The organism is Arthrobacter vasquezii, from assembly GCF_029455255.1.
In the GTDB taxonomy this organism is placed as follows: Bacteria; Actinomycetota; Actinomycetes; order Actinomycetales; family Micrococcaceae; genus Arthrobacter_D; species Arthrobacter_D parietis.
This window is the reverse complement of the sequence record NZ_JAROKN010000001.1, coordinates 25,758-42,026: the sequence shown is the minus strand read 5'-3', so window position 1 is coordinate 42,026 and position 16,269 is coordinate 25,758. Positions and strand designations below refer to the sequence as shown.

The following is a 16,269-nucleotide window of genomic DNA, read 5'->3' as shown; positions in this document are numbered from 1 at the left end:
AGAAAGAAAAAGGCGATCCCCATGATCGAGGTCAGCAACCTCACCAAACGCTTCGGCGCGACCACCGCCGTCGACGACATCTCCTTCACCGTCCAACCCGGCAAGGTCACCGGCTTCCTCGGTCCCAACGGAGCAGGAAAGACGACGACGATGCGCGCCATCGCAGGGCTGGACCTGCCAACGGCAGGAACCAGCAGCGTCAACGGCAACCGGATGAACCAGCACGCATTCCCCATGCACGAACTCGGCGTGCTGCTCGATGCCAACCACATCCATCACGGGCGCACAGCCCAGGCGCACCTGGAGGCGCTCGCCGCGACCCACGGCATCGGCACCAAGCGAGTGCATGAGGTCCTTGACCTCACGGGACTGGCGGACGTGGCCAGGCGCCGGGCAGGCACCTTCTCCCTCGGCATGCGGCAGCGGTTGGGGATCGCTGCCGCGCTGCTGGGGGACCCGGCGTCGTTCATTCTGGACGAGCCCATCAATGGGCTGGATCCGGACGGGGTGGTCTGGGTACGGACGCTGCTGCGCCGGCTTGCCGGCGAAGGCCGGACTGTCTTCCTCTCCTCCCACCTGATGAGTGAGATGGCGCAGACGGCAGACCACCTGATTGTGATCGGGCGCGGCAGGCTCATCACCGACTCCTCCATTCAGGACGTCCTCGGCTCCGGCACCGACCAGAGCCGCGTCCTGGTCAGGGCCACCGACCCGGACCGGCTGGCGGAGGCGCTTGCCGCACCCGGAATAACCGTCACCCGCACAGCAACCGGCGGGCTCGAGGTCACCGGGCTGGAGGCAGCAGCCGTCTCCGGAGCCGCCGCTGCCCTCGGCATCCTCCTGCACGAGCTCACCACCTCCACCGCCTCGCTCGAAGAGGCTTACCTGTCCCTCACCCGCTCCGCCGTCGAATACCAGACGGCGCCGGAAAACCAGGAAAGCACACCATGACCACCACAACCGTCCCCCTCCGGCGCGGCCCGACCCTGGGCCAGCTCCTGCCCGCCGAGTGGATCAAGTTCCGCTCACTGCGTTCCACCTACTGGGCCGCTGGACTGGCAATTCTCTTTACCTTCCTGCTGTCCACCGGGCTCATCCTCGCAACCACCCTGGTCCCCGAAGAGGTGAACGCGGACCCGCGGGCCGTCATCATCGACCAGGCGGGGGAGAACCCCAGCGTCACCACACTGGCCTTCGGGTACATGTTCGCCCAGTATGTGGTGGCCGTCCTCGGCGTACTCATTGTCAGCGCCGAGCGCGGCTCCGGCCTGCTCAACATGACCCTCGCCGCCGTCCCGCAACGCACACCGGTCTACCTGGCGAAACTGATCCTCAGCGGAGCCACCGGGTTCCTCCTGGGCCTGGTGTCATCGCTGCTCTCGTTCTTCAGCGTCCAGCCGGCGCTCGCGGGCCTGGGCCTCGGAGCCGACATTGCTGACATCCGGGTCATCCAGGTGATCCTCGGCGGTTCCCTCTACCTGGGGTTGATCGCCATCCTGTCCACGGCGCTGGGATCACTGTTCCGCAGCACTGCCTCGGGCGCGGGCGTGGTGCTGTCCCTGCTGATCTTCGCACCCGGGCTGGTGGTCCTGATTCCGGGCGGAATTGGTGGCTTCCTCACCCAGATTTTGCCCACCACCGCCGGTATGATGTTGTACCAGCCCGCCGACGCGATCGGCTGGCCCGCTGTTCTCACCGGTCTGCTCATCCTGTTGGGCTGGGCAGTCATCTCGGCCGTCGTTGCCGGAGTTCTGTTCAAAAGAAGAGATGTCACATGACACAGGCGGGCGTTTCCCCGGCGGGGTGGGTACAACCCTTCCCGGACGGGGACGCCCTGCGCTCCGGCACAGTTCCACGCGCCCGCCGCCTCCTCGAATCACGCCCCTGGCTGGTGGACAGCACTGTTGCGTTGGTCTACACCATCCCCCTGGTGATCATCCGGGCGGTTGCGCTGGCAACCGGTGTGCCGGGCATCAGCGCCTGGCACCTTCCGGTGGCCGTACTGACGGGAGCCGCCCTGCTCTTCAGGCGGCATTACCCGCTCACGGTGCTTGCCGCCGTCGTCCTCCTGACCACTGTTCTTACCTGGTCACTGGATGCCAACCTCGACATCCTCGCCGTGCCGATCGCGCTGTACGCGGTGGCTCTCTACCGGTCACCGCGGCAGGCCTGGCTGGCTGCCGGAGTTGCCTTCGCCGTCGGGGTCGCAGGGCTGCAACTGTGGGCTCCGGTTCTGAGCGCGGTGGTCAACCAGATCGGAGAGAACTATGACCAGTGGAACCTACTGCTGATCCTTGCACTGTCCATGGCCGTGGCGGTGATGGTCGGGTCGTACTCGTACACGCGTGCCGAGCGGGTTCGCTCCCTTGTGGAGCGTGCCGAGCAGCTGGCCCGCGAGCGGGACCGGCAGGCGCAGCTCGCCACCCTTGCAGAGCGCTCGCGCATCGCCCGCGAGATGCACGACATTGTTGCCCACAGCCTGTCCGTCATGGTGTCACTGGCCGACGGCGCCACCGCCACCGCTGAACGCGACCCGGCTCGCACCAAGGCAGCTCTGGACCAACTGTCCGAAACCGGCCGGTCAGCCATCGGTGACATGCGGCGGCTGCTGTGCGTCCTGGGCGACTCCTCGGATTCCTCCGGCCAGCTGCAGCCTGCGCCCGGTTCCCGAGACCTGTCGGTGCTGGTCGAAAGGTTCCGGACCGCCGGCCTGCCCATCCGCTACTCGGTGACCGGTGTTCCCCATGCCGACGCCGCCCGCGAACTGACCATCTACCGCATCGTCCAGGAAGCGCTCACCAACGTGCTGCGCTACTCGCTGGAAGCGCGGACCGTGGCGGTTTCGATCGCCTACTCAGCCACCGAAACGGACATTTCAGTGCACGACGACGGCCGTCGCCGTTCATCGCCGGCCGCCTCCGTGGGGACCGGGCGAGGAATCATCGGCATGGGCGAGCGGGCCGCCGTGCATGGCGGCAGTGTGACGGCCGGACCACTGCCCGAATGTGGGTGGCGGGTCCACGCGGTGCTGCCGGTGACGGCCGAGTGATGAGTGCGGACGCGGACATCCGGGTGTTGCTGGTCGATGACCAGCCACTCATCCGCATGGGTTTCCGCATGGTGCTGGACGGCGAGCCGGGGATCACTGTTGTCGGAGAGGCCGACGACGGCGCTGCTGGCGCCGCGCTCGCCGCGGAGCTGCGACCCGACGTCGTCATGATGGACGTCCGGATGTCCGGGGTGGACGGGATGGACGGGATCGAGGCGACCTCGCTGATTGTCCGGCGGTGTCCCGAGAGCCGCGTGATCATCCTGACCACATTTGATCTGGACGAGTATGCGTTCGCCGGCCTGCGTGCGGGCGCGAGCGGGTTCCTGTTGAAGAACGCCAGGCCTGCTGAGCTGATTCAGGCGATCCGAACGGTGGCAGCCGGGGATGCCGTCGTTGCTCCGAGGATCACCCGGCGCATGCTGGAAATCTTCGGGAACCGGCTGCCGGATGGTGCCCCCGACGTGGTGCCTCAGCGCGATGAACGGTTGTCGGTACTCACCGAGCGGGAACTGGAGATCTTCGCCGCGATGGGCAAAGGATTGAACAACGGAGAGATTGCGCGCTCCTTCTTCCTGTCCGAGTCCACAGTGAAAACCCATGTGGGGCACATCCTGTTGAAACTGGGCCTGCGTGACAGGGTGCATGCGGTGGTGCTCGGGTATGAGACCGGTGTGGTGGCTGCGGGGGAATCGCTGGCCAAAGCTGCAGACCGGGGTTAGCTGCCTTTATTGCCCCGCCGACTCCGCCCGCTTCGCCCGGCCCAGAATCTTCGGCAGCACCGTCGGAAGCACCAGGACCGCGAGGGCGGCAATCAGCAGCCCCACCGTCAGCGGGCGGGTGAAGAAGACCGAGAAATCGTTCTGGCTGATCGACACGGCACGGCGCAGCTGGGTTTCCATCATCGGGCCAAGGATGGCACCGAGGACGGCGGGCGCAACCGGGAAGTCATACACCCGCATGAAGAACCCGGCAACGCCGATCGCGCACACGATCATCAGGTCCGTCAGGCTGCCGGAAAGGCTGTAGACGCCTAGGATGCCGAACACCAGAATGCCGGTGTAGAGCAGATCCTTGGGGATGGAGAGAATCTTGATCCAGACCTTCACCAGCGGAAGGTTGATCACCAGCAGCATGATATTGCCGATGAACAGGCTCGCGATGAGTGTCCACACCAGGTCCGGCGAATTCTCGAACAGTTGCGGACCGGGCTGGATGTTGTAGATCTGGAAGGCGCTCAGAATGATCGCGGCAGTGGCCGACGTCGGGATACCGAGGGTGAGCAGCGGCACCAACACTCCGGAGAAGGAGGCGTTGTTGGCCGCTTCCGGCCCGGCCACGCCTTCGATGGCGCCCTTGCCGAACTCCTCCTTGTGTTTGGAGAGCCGTTTCTCCAGGTTGTAGCTGAGGAATGTGGGAACTTCGGAACCACCCGTGGGCATGGAGCCAAAGATGAAGCCGAGGAAGCCACCGCGGATCCACGGTTTCCAGACACGTTTGCGCTCGCCCTTGTTCAGCCAGATCCGGCCGGAGAACTCCACCGGTTCTTCCCTGGCGTACTGCAGCCGGGCCAGGCCGTACAGCGCCTCACCGATGGCAAACAGGCCGATCACCACAATGATGATGTCAATCCCACCCAGCAGCGCCGTCGAACCGAAGGTGAAGCGCTGCTGCCCGGTCAGGAAGTCGAGCCCCACCAGGCCCACGAACAGGCCGGCGAAGAGGCTCACCATGCCGCGGATAATCGAGGTGCCCACGAGCGCGGTGACGCTCACGAACGCCAGCACCATCAGCGCGAAGTAGTCGGTGGCCTGGAAACTCTTGGCCAGGTTGGCTACCAGCGGCGCCAGGAAAGTAAGGCCCAGCGTGGAAATGATGCCCGCGGCAAATGACCCCATGACGGCGGTGGCAAGAGCAGGCCCGGCCCGGCCGGCCTTCGCCATCGGATACCCGTCGATAGCTGTTGCCACGGACCCGGCCTCACCCGGCGTATTCAGCAGAATCGACGTAATTGCTCCGCCGTAGAGGGAACCGTAGTAGATTCCGGCGAAGATGATCAGGGCACCGGTGGGATCGAAGCCGTAGGTCAACGGCAGCAGAAGAGCCAGTGCCAGCGCCGGGCCGATGCCGGGAAGCACTCCCACCAGCGTGCCGATCGTGACGCCGATCGCCGCATACAACAAATACGTTGGTTCGAGGGCGTTGGCGAAACCGCCCAGAAGGTCAGCAAAAACGTCCATGGCTCAGAGCACCGATTCCAGTAGTCCGCCGGGCAACCGCACGCCCAGCAGTTCAGTGAAGCCGAAGTAGATGGCCGCTGAGAACAAGACCGCAATAATGACGTCGCGGACCACCTTGCGGCTTCCCGCTACCCAGGCGATCCCTACGAAGAAGATGGTCGTGGCAATCAGGTAACCCAACGTGTTCAGCAGGGCTGCGTAGGCCACCAGCGCCACAATCACAATCCACAGCGTGCGCCAGTGCGTATCCGTATGCTCCGCGGCAGCCTGTTCCTCCAGAGCGCGGTCAGGCTTCAGCGTGGCACGGACCAGGAAGGCCAGCCCGAAACACACCAACCCGATTCCGACGATTATGGGGAAAAAGCCGGGCTGCTGCGGGCCGAAGCCGCCATCGATGGAGACCCGGATGGCGTCGAAGAGCACCACCGCGGCACCCAAAAGAATGACGACGGCGGTGATCCGGATTCCGAGCTTCCCCGCCCCTGGCCTGATGACCGCATGCGATCCACCATGGGGCCCGGCTGGCGGGGAAGACCCGGAGTCGGGAACAGACATCAGCCGAGGATTCCGAGGTCCGTCAGCGTCTTGGTGATGTTCTCCTTCTCGGATCCGATGTATTCACCGAATTCCTCGCCGGTCAACAGGAAGTCCTCCCAGTTGTTTGTCTCCAGGGCCTCCTGCCACTCCGGCGTGTCATGCATCTCCTCGATCATCGCCACAACGGCCTCGCGTTGCTCATCCGAGATCTCCGGGGGAGCGACAACCCCGCGCCAGTTCGCGATCGACACGTCATACCCGGCATCGATGATGGTAGGAGCGTCGATGCCTTCAATCGGTTCCTCACTGGAGACCGCAAGAAGCCGCATTTCACCGGCGTCGATCTGGTCCTGGAATTCGGCGAGCCCGGACGCCGCCGCAGTCACGTCTCCGGACAGGATGGCCGGTGTCAATTCGCCGCCGCCGGAGTACGGAATGTAGTTGATCTCCGCCGGATCGATACCTACGGCGTCCGCGAGCTGCGCAACGAGGATCTGGTCCACGCCGCCAACTGAACCGCCGCCCCAGGCGACCGCGCCCGGATCCGCTTCGAAGGCGTCCATGAGTTGTTCGAGAGTTTCGTACTCGGAATCGGTGGGTACCACGATCGCGTCGTACTCGGCAGTCAGCCGCGCGATGGGGGTAACGTCTTCCAGGCTGACCTGTGAATCGGTCTGCTCGATCGCGCCGACGAGGATCTTTCCGATCACCATGAGCTGGTGCGGATCACCGGCGTTCTCCCCCACGAACTGGGTAAGCCCCGCTGTTCCTGAGGCGCCCGGCACGTTGTAGACCTCAGCGCCGGTGTCGATGACCCCGCCCTCGTCGAGAGCACGGCCGATGGAACGGGCCGTCTGGTCATAACCGCCGCCGGGATCAGCGGGAGCCATGATTTCAATGGCCGCGGTGGGGTATTCCTCCGCGGCGTCGCCGCCTCCCGAGTCGCCCCCGCCTCCGGAGTCACCGCCACAACCGGTCAGTACCAGTAATGAGACGGCCAGCGGGACGCCCCACCGGACGGACTGGGCGTGCCTGGACCAACTGAATTTTGAAATCGTCATTGAAATCATCCCTGTTCTTTGCGTTATGCCTGACTCCACGGGTGATTCAGTTCTATCAGTCAGCCAAAAGCGTGTACACAGCCGCAAGCATCGATTCGGGAGCAATTCCGGGACCGTCACGAACGGTATGGGACACCGCGTCTCAACCATTCCGCCGTCGTAATTGCCACCAGGACATTCCTGCAACCAGCGCAAGCCCGCCCGCGGCCGCTCCAAAGACACCGCCGACGCCGGTAGCGGCGGCTACCAGCCCTACCGCAGCAGGGATGGCCGACTGACCGAACCGGTTGGCGCTGAGCCGCAGGGCCAGCCAGGTACCGCGCGTACCGGGAGGCGACGCCAGCGAAATCACCGTCATCGTGAGGGGCTGCCCAATGCCGAGGGCGACGCCGGCCAGCACCAGCACAGCACCCATCGCCGGCACGGGCAGCGGCACGGCAAGCACTCCCACGGTCAGCGCGGACAACGCTGTTGACACGGCGATCAGCTCGGCACGCCCGATGCTCCTGACCATGACGCCGAGGAAGAGCCGGGATGCCATCGTGGCGACGGCCCGGAGCGCGAGCAGGAGCCCAACCGCGGCGGCTGGAATCCCGCGCTCCACACCCAGCGCGGGTAGGTACACGGCGATGAGGTCCACGGCCCCAAGGACCATCATGCTCACCAACATCGCTCCCAGCAATTGGCGGCGTGCGTCCGGGCCCGCCCTAGAAATGGCCTGCCTGAAGTTGGCAGGGGCTGAGGAATCGGCAGGGGGGAACGCCGGTCTGCTGCGCACCAGGCCGGCGGTGAGGATCAGCATCAGGATGCTGGAGGCTGCACATGCGCCGAAGAGAGCTTGGGTATCCGGAACAAGCCGGCCGCCGCCGAACGCAACGATGAACATCGGGCCCGCTACCTGTCCGGCTGATCCAGCGAAAGTATAGAGGCCGAACGCGGAATCGAGTTTGGCTGGGTCGCCCCGCGCCACCCTGCTCTGCTGACCGATGACGCTCAGAAGGTGGCCGAGACCAAGGACCACATTCCAGAAGAGGAGAAGTGCGAGGGACGAAGACCAAAGGAAGAGGCCCAGCGCAGCAGCCACCATCATAAGTGCGCCGCTCACCAGGACCGGAGCTTCCCTGCCGCGGTCGGTTGCCCTGCCCACCAGTGCTGCTACCAGCAGCGGCACAACGGCGAAGCTCGCTGCGATGAGTCCCAGGAATGCCGGCTCCAGCCCCAGTTCCAGCGCGCGGTAGGCGGCGGCAGGGCGCACTATGTACGCGGCGAGCTGCAGGAAAAGGGCGTGAAACAGGAGCGTCCACGGCCAACTGCGCATGGTCGTAATCTACAGGGGCGCAGGGATGGGAAGCATTTCACTGCTTCCACTGCGGCTTCTACTACGGCGGCGTGCCGACGCCGGGGGCGTCCGGGCCCGAAGTTTCCCGGTCCTGCTGATAAAGTCGGTACAAAGTAATGCCGTCCCCACCGCTGATCCAGCATGGGTTACGGCCCAGCAGGGCGTTGCCGCCACGAAGCACCTTACCGCCGGTATTTGAGCTCCGGGTTGCCGCCCGTCACAGAGATCGGATCCCATGACCAGGACTTCACGCCACTCCTCACCACGAGCAGGCCAGACACCACCCAAGCTTGACCGGGGCGCCATGCGCATCGTCGCGCTGGGCGGTCTGGAGGAGATCGGCCGCAACATGACCGTGTTCGAGTTCGGCGGGAAACTGCTGATCGTCGACTGCGGCGTCCTCTTCCCCGAGGAACACCACCCGGGCGTGGACCTCATCCTGCCCGACTTCTCCTACCTGCGGGACCGCCTCGATGACATCGTAGGCCTGGTTCTCACGCACGGACACGAAGACCACATCGGCGCCGTTCCGTACCTGCTGCGCGAACGCGCCGACATCCCCATCATCTCGGCGAAGCTGACGCTGGCGTTCATCAAGACCAAGCTGCAGGAACACCGCATCACCGCCAAGACCGTGCAGGTCAAGGAGGGGGACCGCAAGAAGTTCGGGCCCTTCGATCTCGAGTTCCTCGCCGTCAACCACTCCATTCCGGACGGACTGGCCGTTGCCATCCGCACCAGCGCCGGCCTGGTCCTCGCCACGGGCGACTTCAAGATGGACCAGTTCCCTCTGGACGGCCGGATCACCGACCTCGCCGGCTTTGCACGCCTCGGCGAGGAAGGCGTGGACCTGTTCCTGCCCGACTCCACCAACGCCGACGTCCCCGGCTTCCAGATCTCCGAACAGGACCTGGCGCCCGCCATCGACGAGGTGATGCGCACCGCTCCGCGCCGCATCATCGTCTCCAGCTTCGCCAGCCACATCCACCGCATCCAGCAGGTTATCGACGCCGCGCACCTGTACCACCGGAAGGTGGCCTTCGTGGGCCGCTCCATGGTGCGCAACATGAAGACCGCACGCGAACTCGGCTACCTGAACATCCCGCGCGGCACGCTGGTGGACTTCAAGGAACTCGACAAGATGGACCCCAAAAAGGCCGTCATCATCTGCACCGGCTCGCAGGGTGAGCCGATGGCCGCCCTGGCGCGCATGGCGAGCCAGGACCACATGATCGACCTCACGCAGGGCGACACCGTGCTCCTGGCCAGCTCGCTCATCCCGGGCAACGAGACCTCCATCTACCGGCTCATCAACGACCTCACCAAGCTCGGCGCCAACGTGGTGCACAAGGGCAACGCGAAGGTCCACGTCTCCGGCCACGCCAGCGCCGGTGAACTGGTCTACTGCTACAACCTCGTACGCCCGCGCAACGTCATGCCGGTGCACGGTGAGCACCGCCACCTGAAAGCCAACGCTGAGCTGGCCATCCGGACCGGCGTGGACCCGAAGAAGGCCCTCGTGGTCGAGGACGGCACCACCATTGACCTCAAGGACGGTGTGGCCCGCGTGACCGGCAAGGTCACCGCCGACTACGTATACGTGGAGAACATGGTGGCCGGTGCCGCAACCGAGGAGTCGCTGCAGGACCGCATCCGCCTGGCCGAAGACGGCGCGCTCACCGTGCTGGCCATCGTCAACCCGGACACCGGAAAGCTGGAGGAGGACCCCGAGTTCTTCCCCGTCGGCTGGGCTCCGAAGGACGGCGAGCTGGACAAGGCGACCGACATTGTCGAGAAGACGCTCGCTCAGCTTAAGGGCGAAAAGACCGGCCCCGATGCGGAGCGTGCCATAGCCGAAGGTCTGGTCCGCTGGTCCGACCGGTCGCTGCGGCGGAAGCCCGTGGTGACGGTCATCATCGTCGACGCCTGAGTTCCGGTTGATCGCTCGGTCTTACTGCCGGTTCCCTGACGATGGGATCGGCAGTAAGTTCGAGTCATGACAACCGCACGAGTCTCCAGCAGCGGGCGGGTGACAATACCGCTTGAGGTGCGTCAGCGGCTCGCCATCGGGCAAGGGTTCCAGGATCGATTTCCGGTTCATGCCGGACGGTCGATGCGTGATGGAACCGGTCGGCGCGTCGCTCAAGTCGCTTGAAGGCGTGTTTCATCGACCCGATCAAGAGCCGCATTCCTTGGACGAGATGCAGAGCGCCATCGAATCAGCGGCCGTGAGCAAAGATGGCATCATCGAAAGATGAGCCCGAAAAGCCGTACACGCAAGCCCAAGTCGGCGGCCAGAAACAAGAACCGCAGGACCGGCCCACCCAGCAACCCCATCGCGGACGTCTACCGCACCGTCGTGCCGGTATTTGCAGCGGAAGCGGATCATACGTCTTCCCTGCACAGTGAGCTGATTGCATCGGAGCTGTACTCCGTCATGCATCAGACCACGAATCTGGGTCCTGGAATCGATGCCGAGATGTTCGGCGACTGGGTGCGCTACGTCGAACGCCAGCGGGATGCTGCAGCTGCCTCGATGCTATGGGCGCTTGCGCAAGTCGCTGATCCACCAGCTGACGCGGAAGCCGCCGCGGCCGCCCAGCGCCTGATGGATGCAGGCGTAGCGCCGCCGGCGTGGCTTGCGCCCCTGCGAAAGCTTGAGGCCACGGAAGCGTGGATGCTGACGGATGTTTTCGGTGATTCCATCGAACTGGTGATCGAGTTCCGCACCGGACGCCGCAAGCACGGCATGGCCATGACGATCGACACCAACCACATGGGCGGTTACGCCACCAGCCTGACGTTCGACGAAAGCGCACGCAAACTTGTCAAGGACAGGGAACGGTTCGCAGGGCATATGGACGGCCTGATGCAGATTGAAACTGCATCGCTGACCGAGGTGCGGGCTATGGGCATCGCTGCGATTGACGCCACCGACATCACAAGCGATTCCGACCTGGCGCCGGAGTATGCAGCGAACCGTTCGCTGGCACTGAGCCGGCTGCGTGCGCTGCCGGGTAGCGACGTCGTCGACCTCGCCGACCGCCGCATTCCGACTGAAGCCGAGGAACTGTCCCAGTTCGAAAGGGACGAAGCGGAGAACGAACGGCTGGTCGCTGAGTTCCTGGCGGATCTGCAGAAGGACCCGACCGACCACGCGGTCCGTGACTATGAAGAGGAGTTCGCGCGGCTCGCCGAGCTTGCGATCATGTACGGACGCAATTACGACGACGGCCGCCTCCTCCGCGTCAGCCCTCCGAAAATCAGCAGCTTCACCGGCTGGTTCCTGCCGCGCAAGGTGATGCTCGATGACGAGGAGCGAGAGGCGCTTCCGCTGTTCCTTGAGTCGTGGATTGCCTGGTGTGGGAAGCGTCAGCAGCTTCCGGCGCTGGCGATCGAACTGGTGCAGCATGCAGCAGCGACAACCCTTGATTCGGTGGCCGATCTGGTTGAGGACGGCGAGGAGCTCACGTCACCGAGCATGGTGTTCCTCGAAGGTTTGGATATGGACACGATGGAGGAAGCGCAGGACGCCATTGGGCGCCGGCAGTTTGCCATGCCCTACTTCGGTACCCGGATTGGTGGGGAAGATTACCCGCAGCTGAACGCCAACAGGGCCGACGAGCTACGGCTGCTGGTGCTCGGCGAACTGGAGGAACTCCATGGTGTGGGGAAGAAGGAGTATCCCCGGAGCGGTGAACCGGATGGCTCACCCGTATGGGACGCCGCACTGCGCGAGCTGGTGATTTCGCAGTTGTGGCACAACGACCCGCCGCAGGTCTGGGAAGCCGCCGTGCGGTTGCAGTCAAAGGGCCTGAACCGGTTGGAGATCCTCGCTCAGTTGCAGGGAGCACTGTCCGGGCATGTCGACGCTGCCAGGCTCCGGCCCCTGACCGACGGAGCCGGTTCCGACGCCGTGCATGCCCTGGGCTACGTCGCGTCGCTGGCAACCCTCGGTGCGAGCGAGGGGCGGGGCGGACACCTCCGTCCGGTGTGACTCAATCTCGGCCTTACTCGCCGCCGCCGTCCGCGAAACCCGCGTCAAAGGACCCGGCGAAGTCGATCTCCGGGCCGGGTTGCGCGACACCCGTATAGGTCTGGCCGGAGTCTCCCGTGCGCAAGGCGGTTGGATCGCTGTAGGGGGAGGCGTCGTCGTCGGCTGTCATGAACGCAAGCACCGCATTGGGGGCAATAGCGGCAGCAGCAACCGCGCCCGGAATGCGCAGGGCCGGGTCTTCGGAATCGGGCACCAACTCAACCTGGAACGGTACATGCCCACTGTCATTGATGTCCATGGTGTCCTCCGTCGCTGAGCCGGTGTGTACCTCTGATCGTCCTCGTTTCACTGGCCATGTCAACGGCTTGTTCACCCGAATCAGGGCACGATGTTCCCAAAGTGTCACCGGTCACGGGTAGCCTGCTGTCACCGCATTACGACAGGGAGTTGGTTTCACGTGTTCCACACTTTCAACAGAGGGCCTCGCCGTGCCATCACGGCCGTCGCGCTCAGCTGTGCCGCAGCATTGACGCTCGCACCGGCAGCAACCGCCGCACCCGGCAATACCACCATCAAGGGTTCCAACGGCAAGACGGCCACCATCACGGTGATGGGTACCAGCGATCTCCACGGTTACATTGAGAACTGGGACTACTTCACCAACGCGGAGTACGACGACGCCGCCTCCAACGATGTCGGCCTCGCCAAGATTTCCAGCCTGGTCAAGCAGGTCCGTGCGGACCGCGGTGAGGAGTCCACCCTCCTCATCGACAACGGCGACACCATCCAGGGCACCGCACTGACGGACTACTACGCCAACGTTGAGCCCATCGATGAGACCGGTGAGCTGCACCCTATGGCTGCCGCCATGAACGCTTTGGGTTATGACGCCACCACGCTCGGCAACCACGAGTTCAACTACGGGCTGCCGCTGCTGCGCGCGTACGAGGAGCAGCTCGACTTCCCGCTTCTCGGCGCCAACGTGAAGGACTGGGAGACCGGCGAAGATGCCTTCACTCCCTACGTCATCGAGACGGTCAAGCTGAAGGGGCAGAAGCCCATCCGGGTCGGCATCCTCGGCCTCACCACCCCGGGCAGCGCCATCTGGGACAAGAACAATGTCGAGGGGGAACTGCGTTTCCTCGACATGGTTGAGCAGGCCGAGAAGTACGTTCCCGAGATGAAGGCGGCGGGCGCCGACGTCGTTGTTGTCAGTTCGCACTCGGGGCCGTCGGGCACTTCGTCCTACGGGGAAGACCTGCCGGTCGAGAACGCTTCGACGCTTCTCGCGGAGGAAGTGCCCGGGATCGACGCCATCCTGGCCGGCCACGAGCACCGCGAGATTGCGGAGCGCTTCATCACCAACAAGGAGACCGGCGAGCAGGTGCTCCTCACCGAACCCAAGCAGTGGGGCCAGCGGCTCTCCGTCATGGACTTCGAGCTGATCAAGGTGCGCGGGCAGTGGGACGTCGTTTCTGCGAACTCGGAGCTGCTGAACGCGAACACCGTTCCTGCCGACCCGGAGATTTCAGCGCTGGTCGCCGACCAGCACCGGCAGGTCGTCGACTATGTGAACACTGCGATCGGTACCGCCACGGAGACCATGTCCGCTGCAGAGTCCCGCTACAGGGACACCGCCGTCATGGACTTCGTGAACAAGGTGCAGGCGGACGCCGTGGACCGGGCACTGGAGGGAACCGCCAACGCGGACCTTCCGGTCCTGTCGATTGTTGCGCCGTTCAACCGGGCCGCCGTGATTCCTGAGGGGCCCGTGACCATCCGCGACATGGCCGGGCTGTATGTCTTCCCGAACACGCTCTTCGGTGTTGAAATGACCGGTGCGCAGATCAAGGACTACCTCGAGTACTCGGCGAAGTACTTCAACCAGACCGCACCCGGTGCTCCGGTTGATCCCGCCACGCTGACCAACGCGGGCGGCACTCCGGACTACAACTACGACATGATGTCCGGCGTCTCCTACAGCATCGACATCAGCAAGCCCGTGGGGGAGCGCATCGTGAACCTCAGCTATGACGGCGCACCGATCGATCCCGCGCAGCGATTCGCTGTGGCTACGAACAACTACCGGCAGTCCGGCGGAGGCAACTTCCCGCATATCGCCACGGCGCCGGTGCTCGTGAACCAACAGACCGAGATCCGGCAGCTACTCATCGACTACCTGATTGCCCAGGGCGCGATCGACCCGACGAACTTCTTCGCGGAGAACTGGCAGCTCACCCGCGAGGGCGAGCCTGTCTTCAACTAGCAGTTCCCGCAGGAAACAGCAGGGCACGGGCCTCTTGGTCCCGTGCCCTGCTGCGTCGTGACCGGGTCCGTTTTCCGATGACGAACGCGCGGAGCTGCCCTTGGCCTGCGTTCTGGCAAGTGGGTAGCGTGGAATACATCCGACCTGGCAACAGGAAAGGAACGCAAAAATGAGTTGCCGCCTTCTAACCGCGGGGAAGAGGAATGGCCTGTGAGCGATCTTGCACCGAAGGAAATCTACAACCGGGCCAAAAACGAGGGTGAGCGACGGCTCTTCATGCCGCCGCTCGAGCAGGTATCGACCGGCTTCATTGCCGGTGTCACGATCGTTTTCGGGATCGTCGCGCTTGCCATAGCGGAACACCTCATCGAGCCGGCCTTCGGTGAGGGCCCGGCCAAACTCGCCGGCGCGTTGGCTTTCGGCATGGGAGTGGTTTTCCTCGTCATCGGTCGCTCCGAATTGTTCTCTGAGAATTTCTTCGATCCGGTGGCTACGGCGATTGACCGGCGCGAGAAATCAACCTGGTTGCGGCTGCTCCGGCTGTGGGGGCTCATCCTGCTCCTCAACCTGCTCGGCGGAGCGGTGATGGCGGCCGTCTTCGTCGTGCCGGGAGCGCTGCCCTCTGGTGCACACGATGTCCTGGTGACCGTGGCGGAGGAAATCGCAGGGAAAGGCGGGCTGGCCACCTTCATGCGTGCCATTGCCGCCGGTACCCTGCTGACGCTGCTTTCCTACCTGTTACACGCTGTTGATTCCGCAGGCAGCCGCATTGTGCTCGCGTATCTGGTCGGGGTGTTCCTCGCGCTCGGCGCTTTCGATCACGTGGTTGTCTCCGGGCTCCACCTGCTCGCCGGATTGTGGCTCGGCGCAGACGTGACCTATCTGGAGGTGGGGAGGAATGTCCTCCTGGCAACAGCCGGGAACCTGCTCGGTGGCCTCCTGCTCATGACCCTGACACATACCGCCCAGGCCAAGGAGGCCAAGTAACAGCTGTTGGTCCCTGGAGGCCGCCGGTGCGGAGTATTGCGGCGGTATCCTCAATCACTCCGGTGCGATTACCGGTGTGCCAACACACGACTCAGATTGAAATGACCCGGACCAGATGGTCAAGCCCAGCGAAATCAGCACCATTTCGGGTGTAGAGGTCCAGACCGTGCGCATGGGCAGTGGCTGCTATAACGAGATCAGCGAATCGGCTTCGCGGCTTTCGTCCTTCACTGACGACTGCGGCAACAACCAGTCCGTAACTGCGGGCGGCGGTGCCGTCGAAGGGGATCGGTTCGAACCTCGCTTCAACCTCCTGCAGCCGTGCCTGTCGATTAGCCGCTTCGCCCGGTGTCGCAGCAAGATGGGGACCAGCAGTGAGCTCAGCCGTTGTGATCGCGGAAATTGCTACCTCATCAGGTAGTGCGCGGGCCACTGCAGGATCATGCCAATCGATGACAACCGACGTATCGAGCAACCCGCGAGTCGCGGTCACAGGCCCTGATCAATCTGCTGGTCAAGATCGGCTCGAAACTGATGCCGATCGATGCGCACACCGGACACCGCCAATGCCGTCAGTTCCTCACGGGAGACGAACGTACTTCGACTGACCCGGGCGGGCCGCAACTCAGCAACCGGCTCACCATTGCGCGTGATGATGAACGTTTCCCCCGCCTGCACTGCATCGATCACTTTCGCGTTGTCGTTGCGGAGTTCTCGCTGTGCGATGGTCTTCATGAGCTTATTGTAGCTCTCGATGCTACGGAGTGCTACGGAGCGAGCGGCTCTGCTCGAA

The 16,269-nt window shown here is 64.2% G+C and carries 16 protein-coding genes; 9 read left to right on the top strand and 7 right to left on the bottom strand.

Translation table 11 applies throughout. The annotated features are described in order from the left end of the window. Positions 1-21: 21 nt before the first annotated feature. Genes P4U43_RS00205 through P4U43_RS00190 form a run of 4 tightly spaced genes read left to right on the top strand, consistent with a single transcriptional unit; the run spans position 22 to position 3,771 of the window. Positions 22-951, top strand: a complete 930-nt coding sequence (locus tag P4U43_RS00205; RefSeq protein ID WP_277356918.1) for an ABC transporter ATP-binding protein — start codon at positions 22-24, stop codon at positions 949-951. Then, complete coding sequence (locus tag P4U43_RS00200) at positions 948-1,778, top strand: ABC transporter permease (RefSeq protein WP_277356917.1); 831 nt, start codon at positions 948-950, stop codon at positions 1,776-1,778. Before P4U43_RS00205 ends, P4U43_RS00200 begins: the two co-directional genes overlap by 4 nt. Beyond that, positions 1,775-3,049, top strand: coding sequence for a sensor histidine kinase (locus P4U43_RS00195; protein WP_277356916.1), 1,275 nt, complete (start codon positions 1,775-1,777; stop codon positions 3,047-3,049). Before P4U43_RS00200 ends, P4U43_RS00195 begins: the two co-directional genes overlap by 4 nt. Continuing rightward, positions 3,049-3,771: a response regulator gene (locus tag P4U43_RS00190; RefSeq protein WP_277356915.1), complete on the top strand. Its 723-nt coding sequence runs from the start codon at positions 3,049-3,051 to the stop codon at positions 3,769-3,771. Before P4U43_RS00195 ends, P4U43_RS00190 begins: the two co-directional genes overlap by 1 nt. A 6-nt stretch (positions 3,772-3,777) precedes the next feature. Here the strand turns inward: P4U43_RS00190 and P4U43_RS00185 are convergent, their stop codons facing one another. The 4 genes from P4U43_RS00185 to P4U43_RS00170 all read right to left on the bottom strand — a co-directional run bounded on the left by P4U43_RS00185 (position 3,778) and on the right by P4U43_RS00170 (position 8,205). Then, entirely contained in the window at positions 3,778-5,289 is a 1,512-nt protein-coding gene (locus P4U43_RS00185; RefSeq protein WP_277356914.1) for a tripartite tricarboxylate transporter permease, read from the bottom strand. Positions 5,290-5,292: 3 nt separating this feature from the next. Further along, on the bottom strand, positions 5,293-5,844 hold the full coding sequence (locus P4U43_RS00180) for a tripartite tricarboxylate transporter TctB family protein (RefSeq protein ID WP_277356913.1): 552 nt from the start codon (positions 5,842-5,844) through the stop codon (positions 5,293-5,295). Beyond that, entirely contained in the window at positions 5,844-6,887 is a 1,044-nt protein-coding gene (locus P4U43_RS00175) for a Bug family tripartite tricarboxylate transporter substrate binding protein (protein WP_277356912.1), read from the bottom strand. Before P4U43_RS00175 ends, P4U43_RS00180 begins: the two co-directional genes overlap by 1 nt. A gap of 142 nt (positions 6,888-7,029) precedes the next feature. After that, on the bottom strand, positions 7,030-8,205 hold the full coding sequence (locus tag P4U43_RS00170) for an MFS transporter (protein ID WP_277356911.1): 1,176 nt from the start codon (positions 8,203-8,205) through the stop codon (positions 7,030-7,032). A gap of 256 nt (positions 8,206-8,461) precedes the next feature. Here P4U43_RS00170 and P4U43_RS00165 point away from each other — a divergent pair, with 256 nt between their 5' ends. From P4U43_RS00165 to P4U43_RS00155, 3 genes are all read left to right on the top strand, one after another. Next, positions 8,462-10,156 carry a ribonuclease J gene (locus P4U43_RS00165; RefSeq protein WP_404800669.1) on the top strand — a complete coding sequence of 565 codons (1,695 nt, stop codon included), beginning with the start codon at positions 8,462-8,464 and terminating at the stop codon, positions 10,154-10,156. A gap of 187 nt (positions 10,157-10,343) precedes the next feature. Then, positions 10,344-10,484 (top strand): hypothetical protein, encoded by a 141-nt coding sequence (locus P4U43_RS00160; protein WP_277356910.1) that lies wholly within the window; start codon positions 10,344-10,346, stop codon positions 10,482-10,484. After that, positions 10,481-12,223, top strand: coding sequence for a hypothetical protein (locus P4U43_RS00155; protein WP_277356909.1), 1,743 nt, complete (start codon positions 10,481-10,483; stop codon positions 12,221-12,223). The genes P4U43_RS00160 and P4U43_RS00155 overlap by 4 nt, the downstream gene beginning before the upstream one ends. 13 nt (positions 12,224-12,236) lie before the next feature. Here P4U43_RS00155 and P4U43_RS00150 read toward each other — a convergent pair whose 3' ends face one another. Continuing rightward, positions 12,237-12,572 carry a hypothetical protein gene (locus tag P4U43_RS00150; protein ID WP_277356908.1) on the bottom strand — a complete coding sequence of 112 codons (336 nt, stop codon included), beginning with the start codon at positions 12,570-12,572 and terminating at the stop codon, positions 12,237-12,239. A gap of 108 nt (positions 12,573-12,680) precedes the next feature. Here P4U43_RS00150 and P4U43_RS00145 point away from each other — a divergent pair, with 108 nt between their 5' ends. Both P4U43_RS00145 and P4U43_RS00140 read left to right on the top strand, forming a co-directional pair. Beyond that, on the top strand, positions 12,681-14,489 hold the full coding sequence (locus P4U43_RS00145) for a bifunctional metallophosphatase/5'-nucleotidase (protein WP_277356907.1): 1,809 nt from the start codon (positions 12,681-12,683) through the stop codon (positions 14,487-14,489). A 210-nt stretch (positions 14,490-14,699) separates the two neighbouring features. After that, a complete protein-coding gene (locus P4U43_RS00140) occupies positions 14,700-15,476 on the top strand; it encodes a formate/nitrite transporter family protein (RefSeq protein WP_277356906.1) in 777 nt (258 codons plus the stop codon). A gap of 91 nt (positions 15,477-15,567) precedes the next feature. Here the strand turns inward: P4U43_RS00140 and P4U43_RS00135 are convergent, their stop codons facing one another. Then, positions 15,568-15,969, bottom strand: coding sequence for a type II toxin-antitoxin system VapC family toxin (locus P4U43_RS00135; protein ID WP_277356905.1), 402 nt, complete (start codon positions 15,967-15,969; stop codon positions 15,568-15,570). Next, positions 15,966-16,211, bottom strand: a complete 246-nt coding sequence (locus P4U43_RS00130; RefSeq protein WP_277356904.1) for a type II toxin-antitoxin system Phd/YefM family antitoxin — start codon at positions 16,209-16,211, stop codon at positions 15,966-15,968. The genes P4U43_RS00135 and P4U43_RS00130 overlap by 4 nt, the downstream gene beginning before the upstream one ends. Between the last annotated feature and the right edge of the window lie 58 nt (positions 16,212-16,269).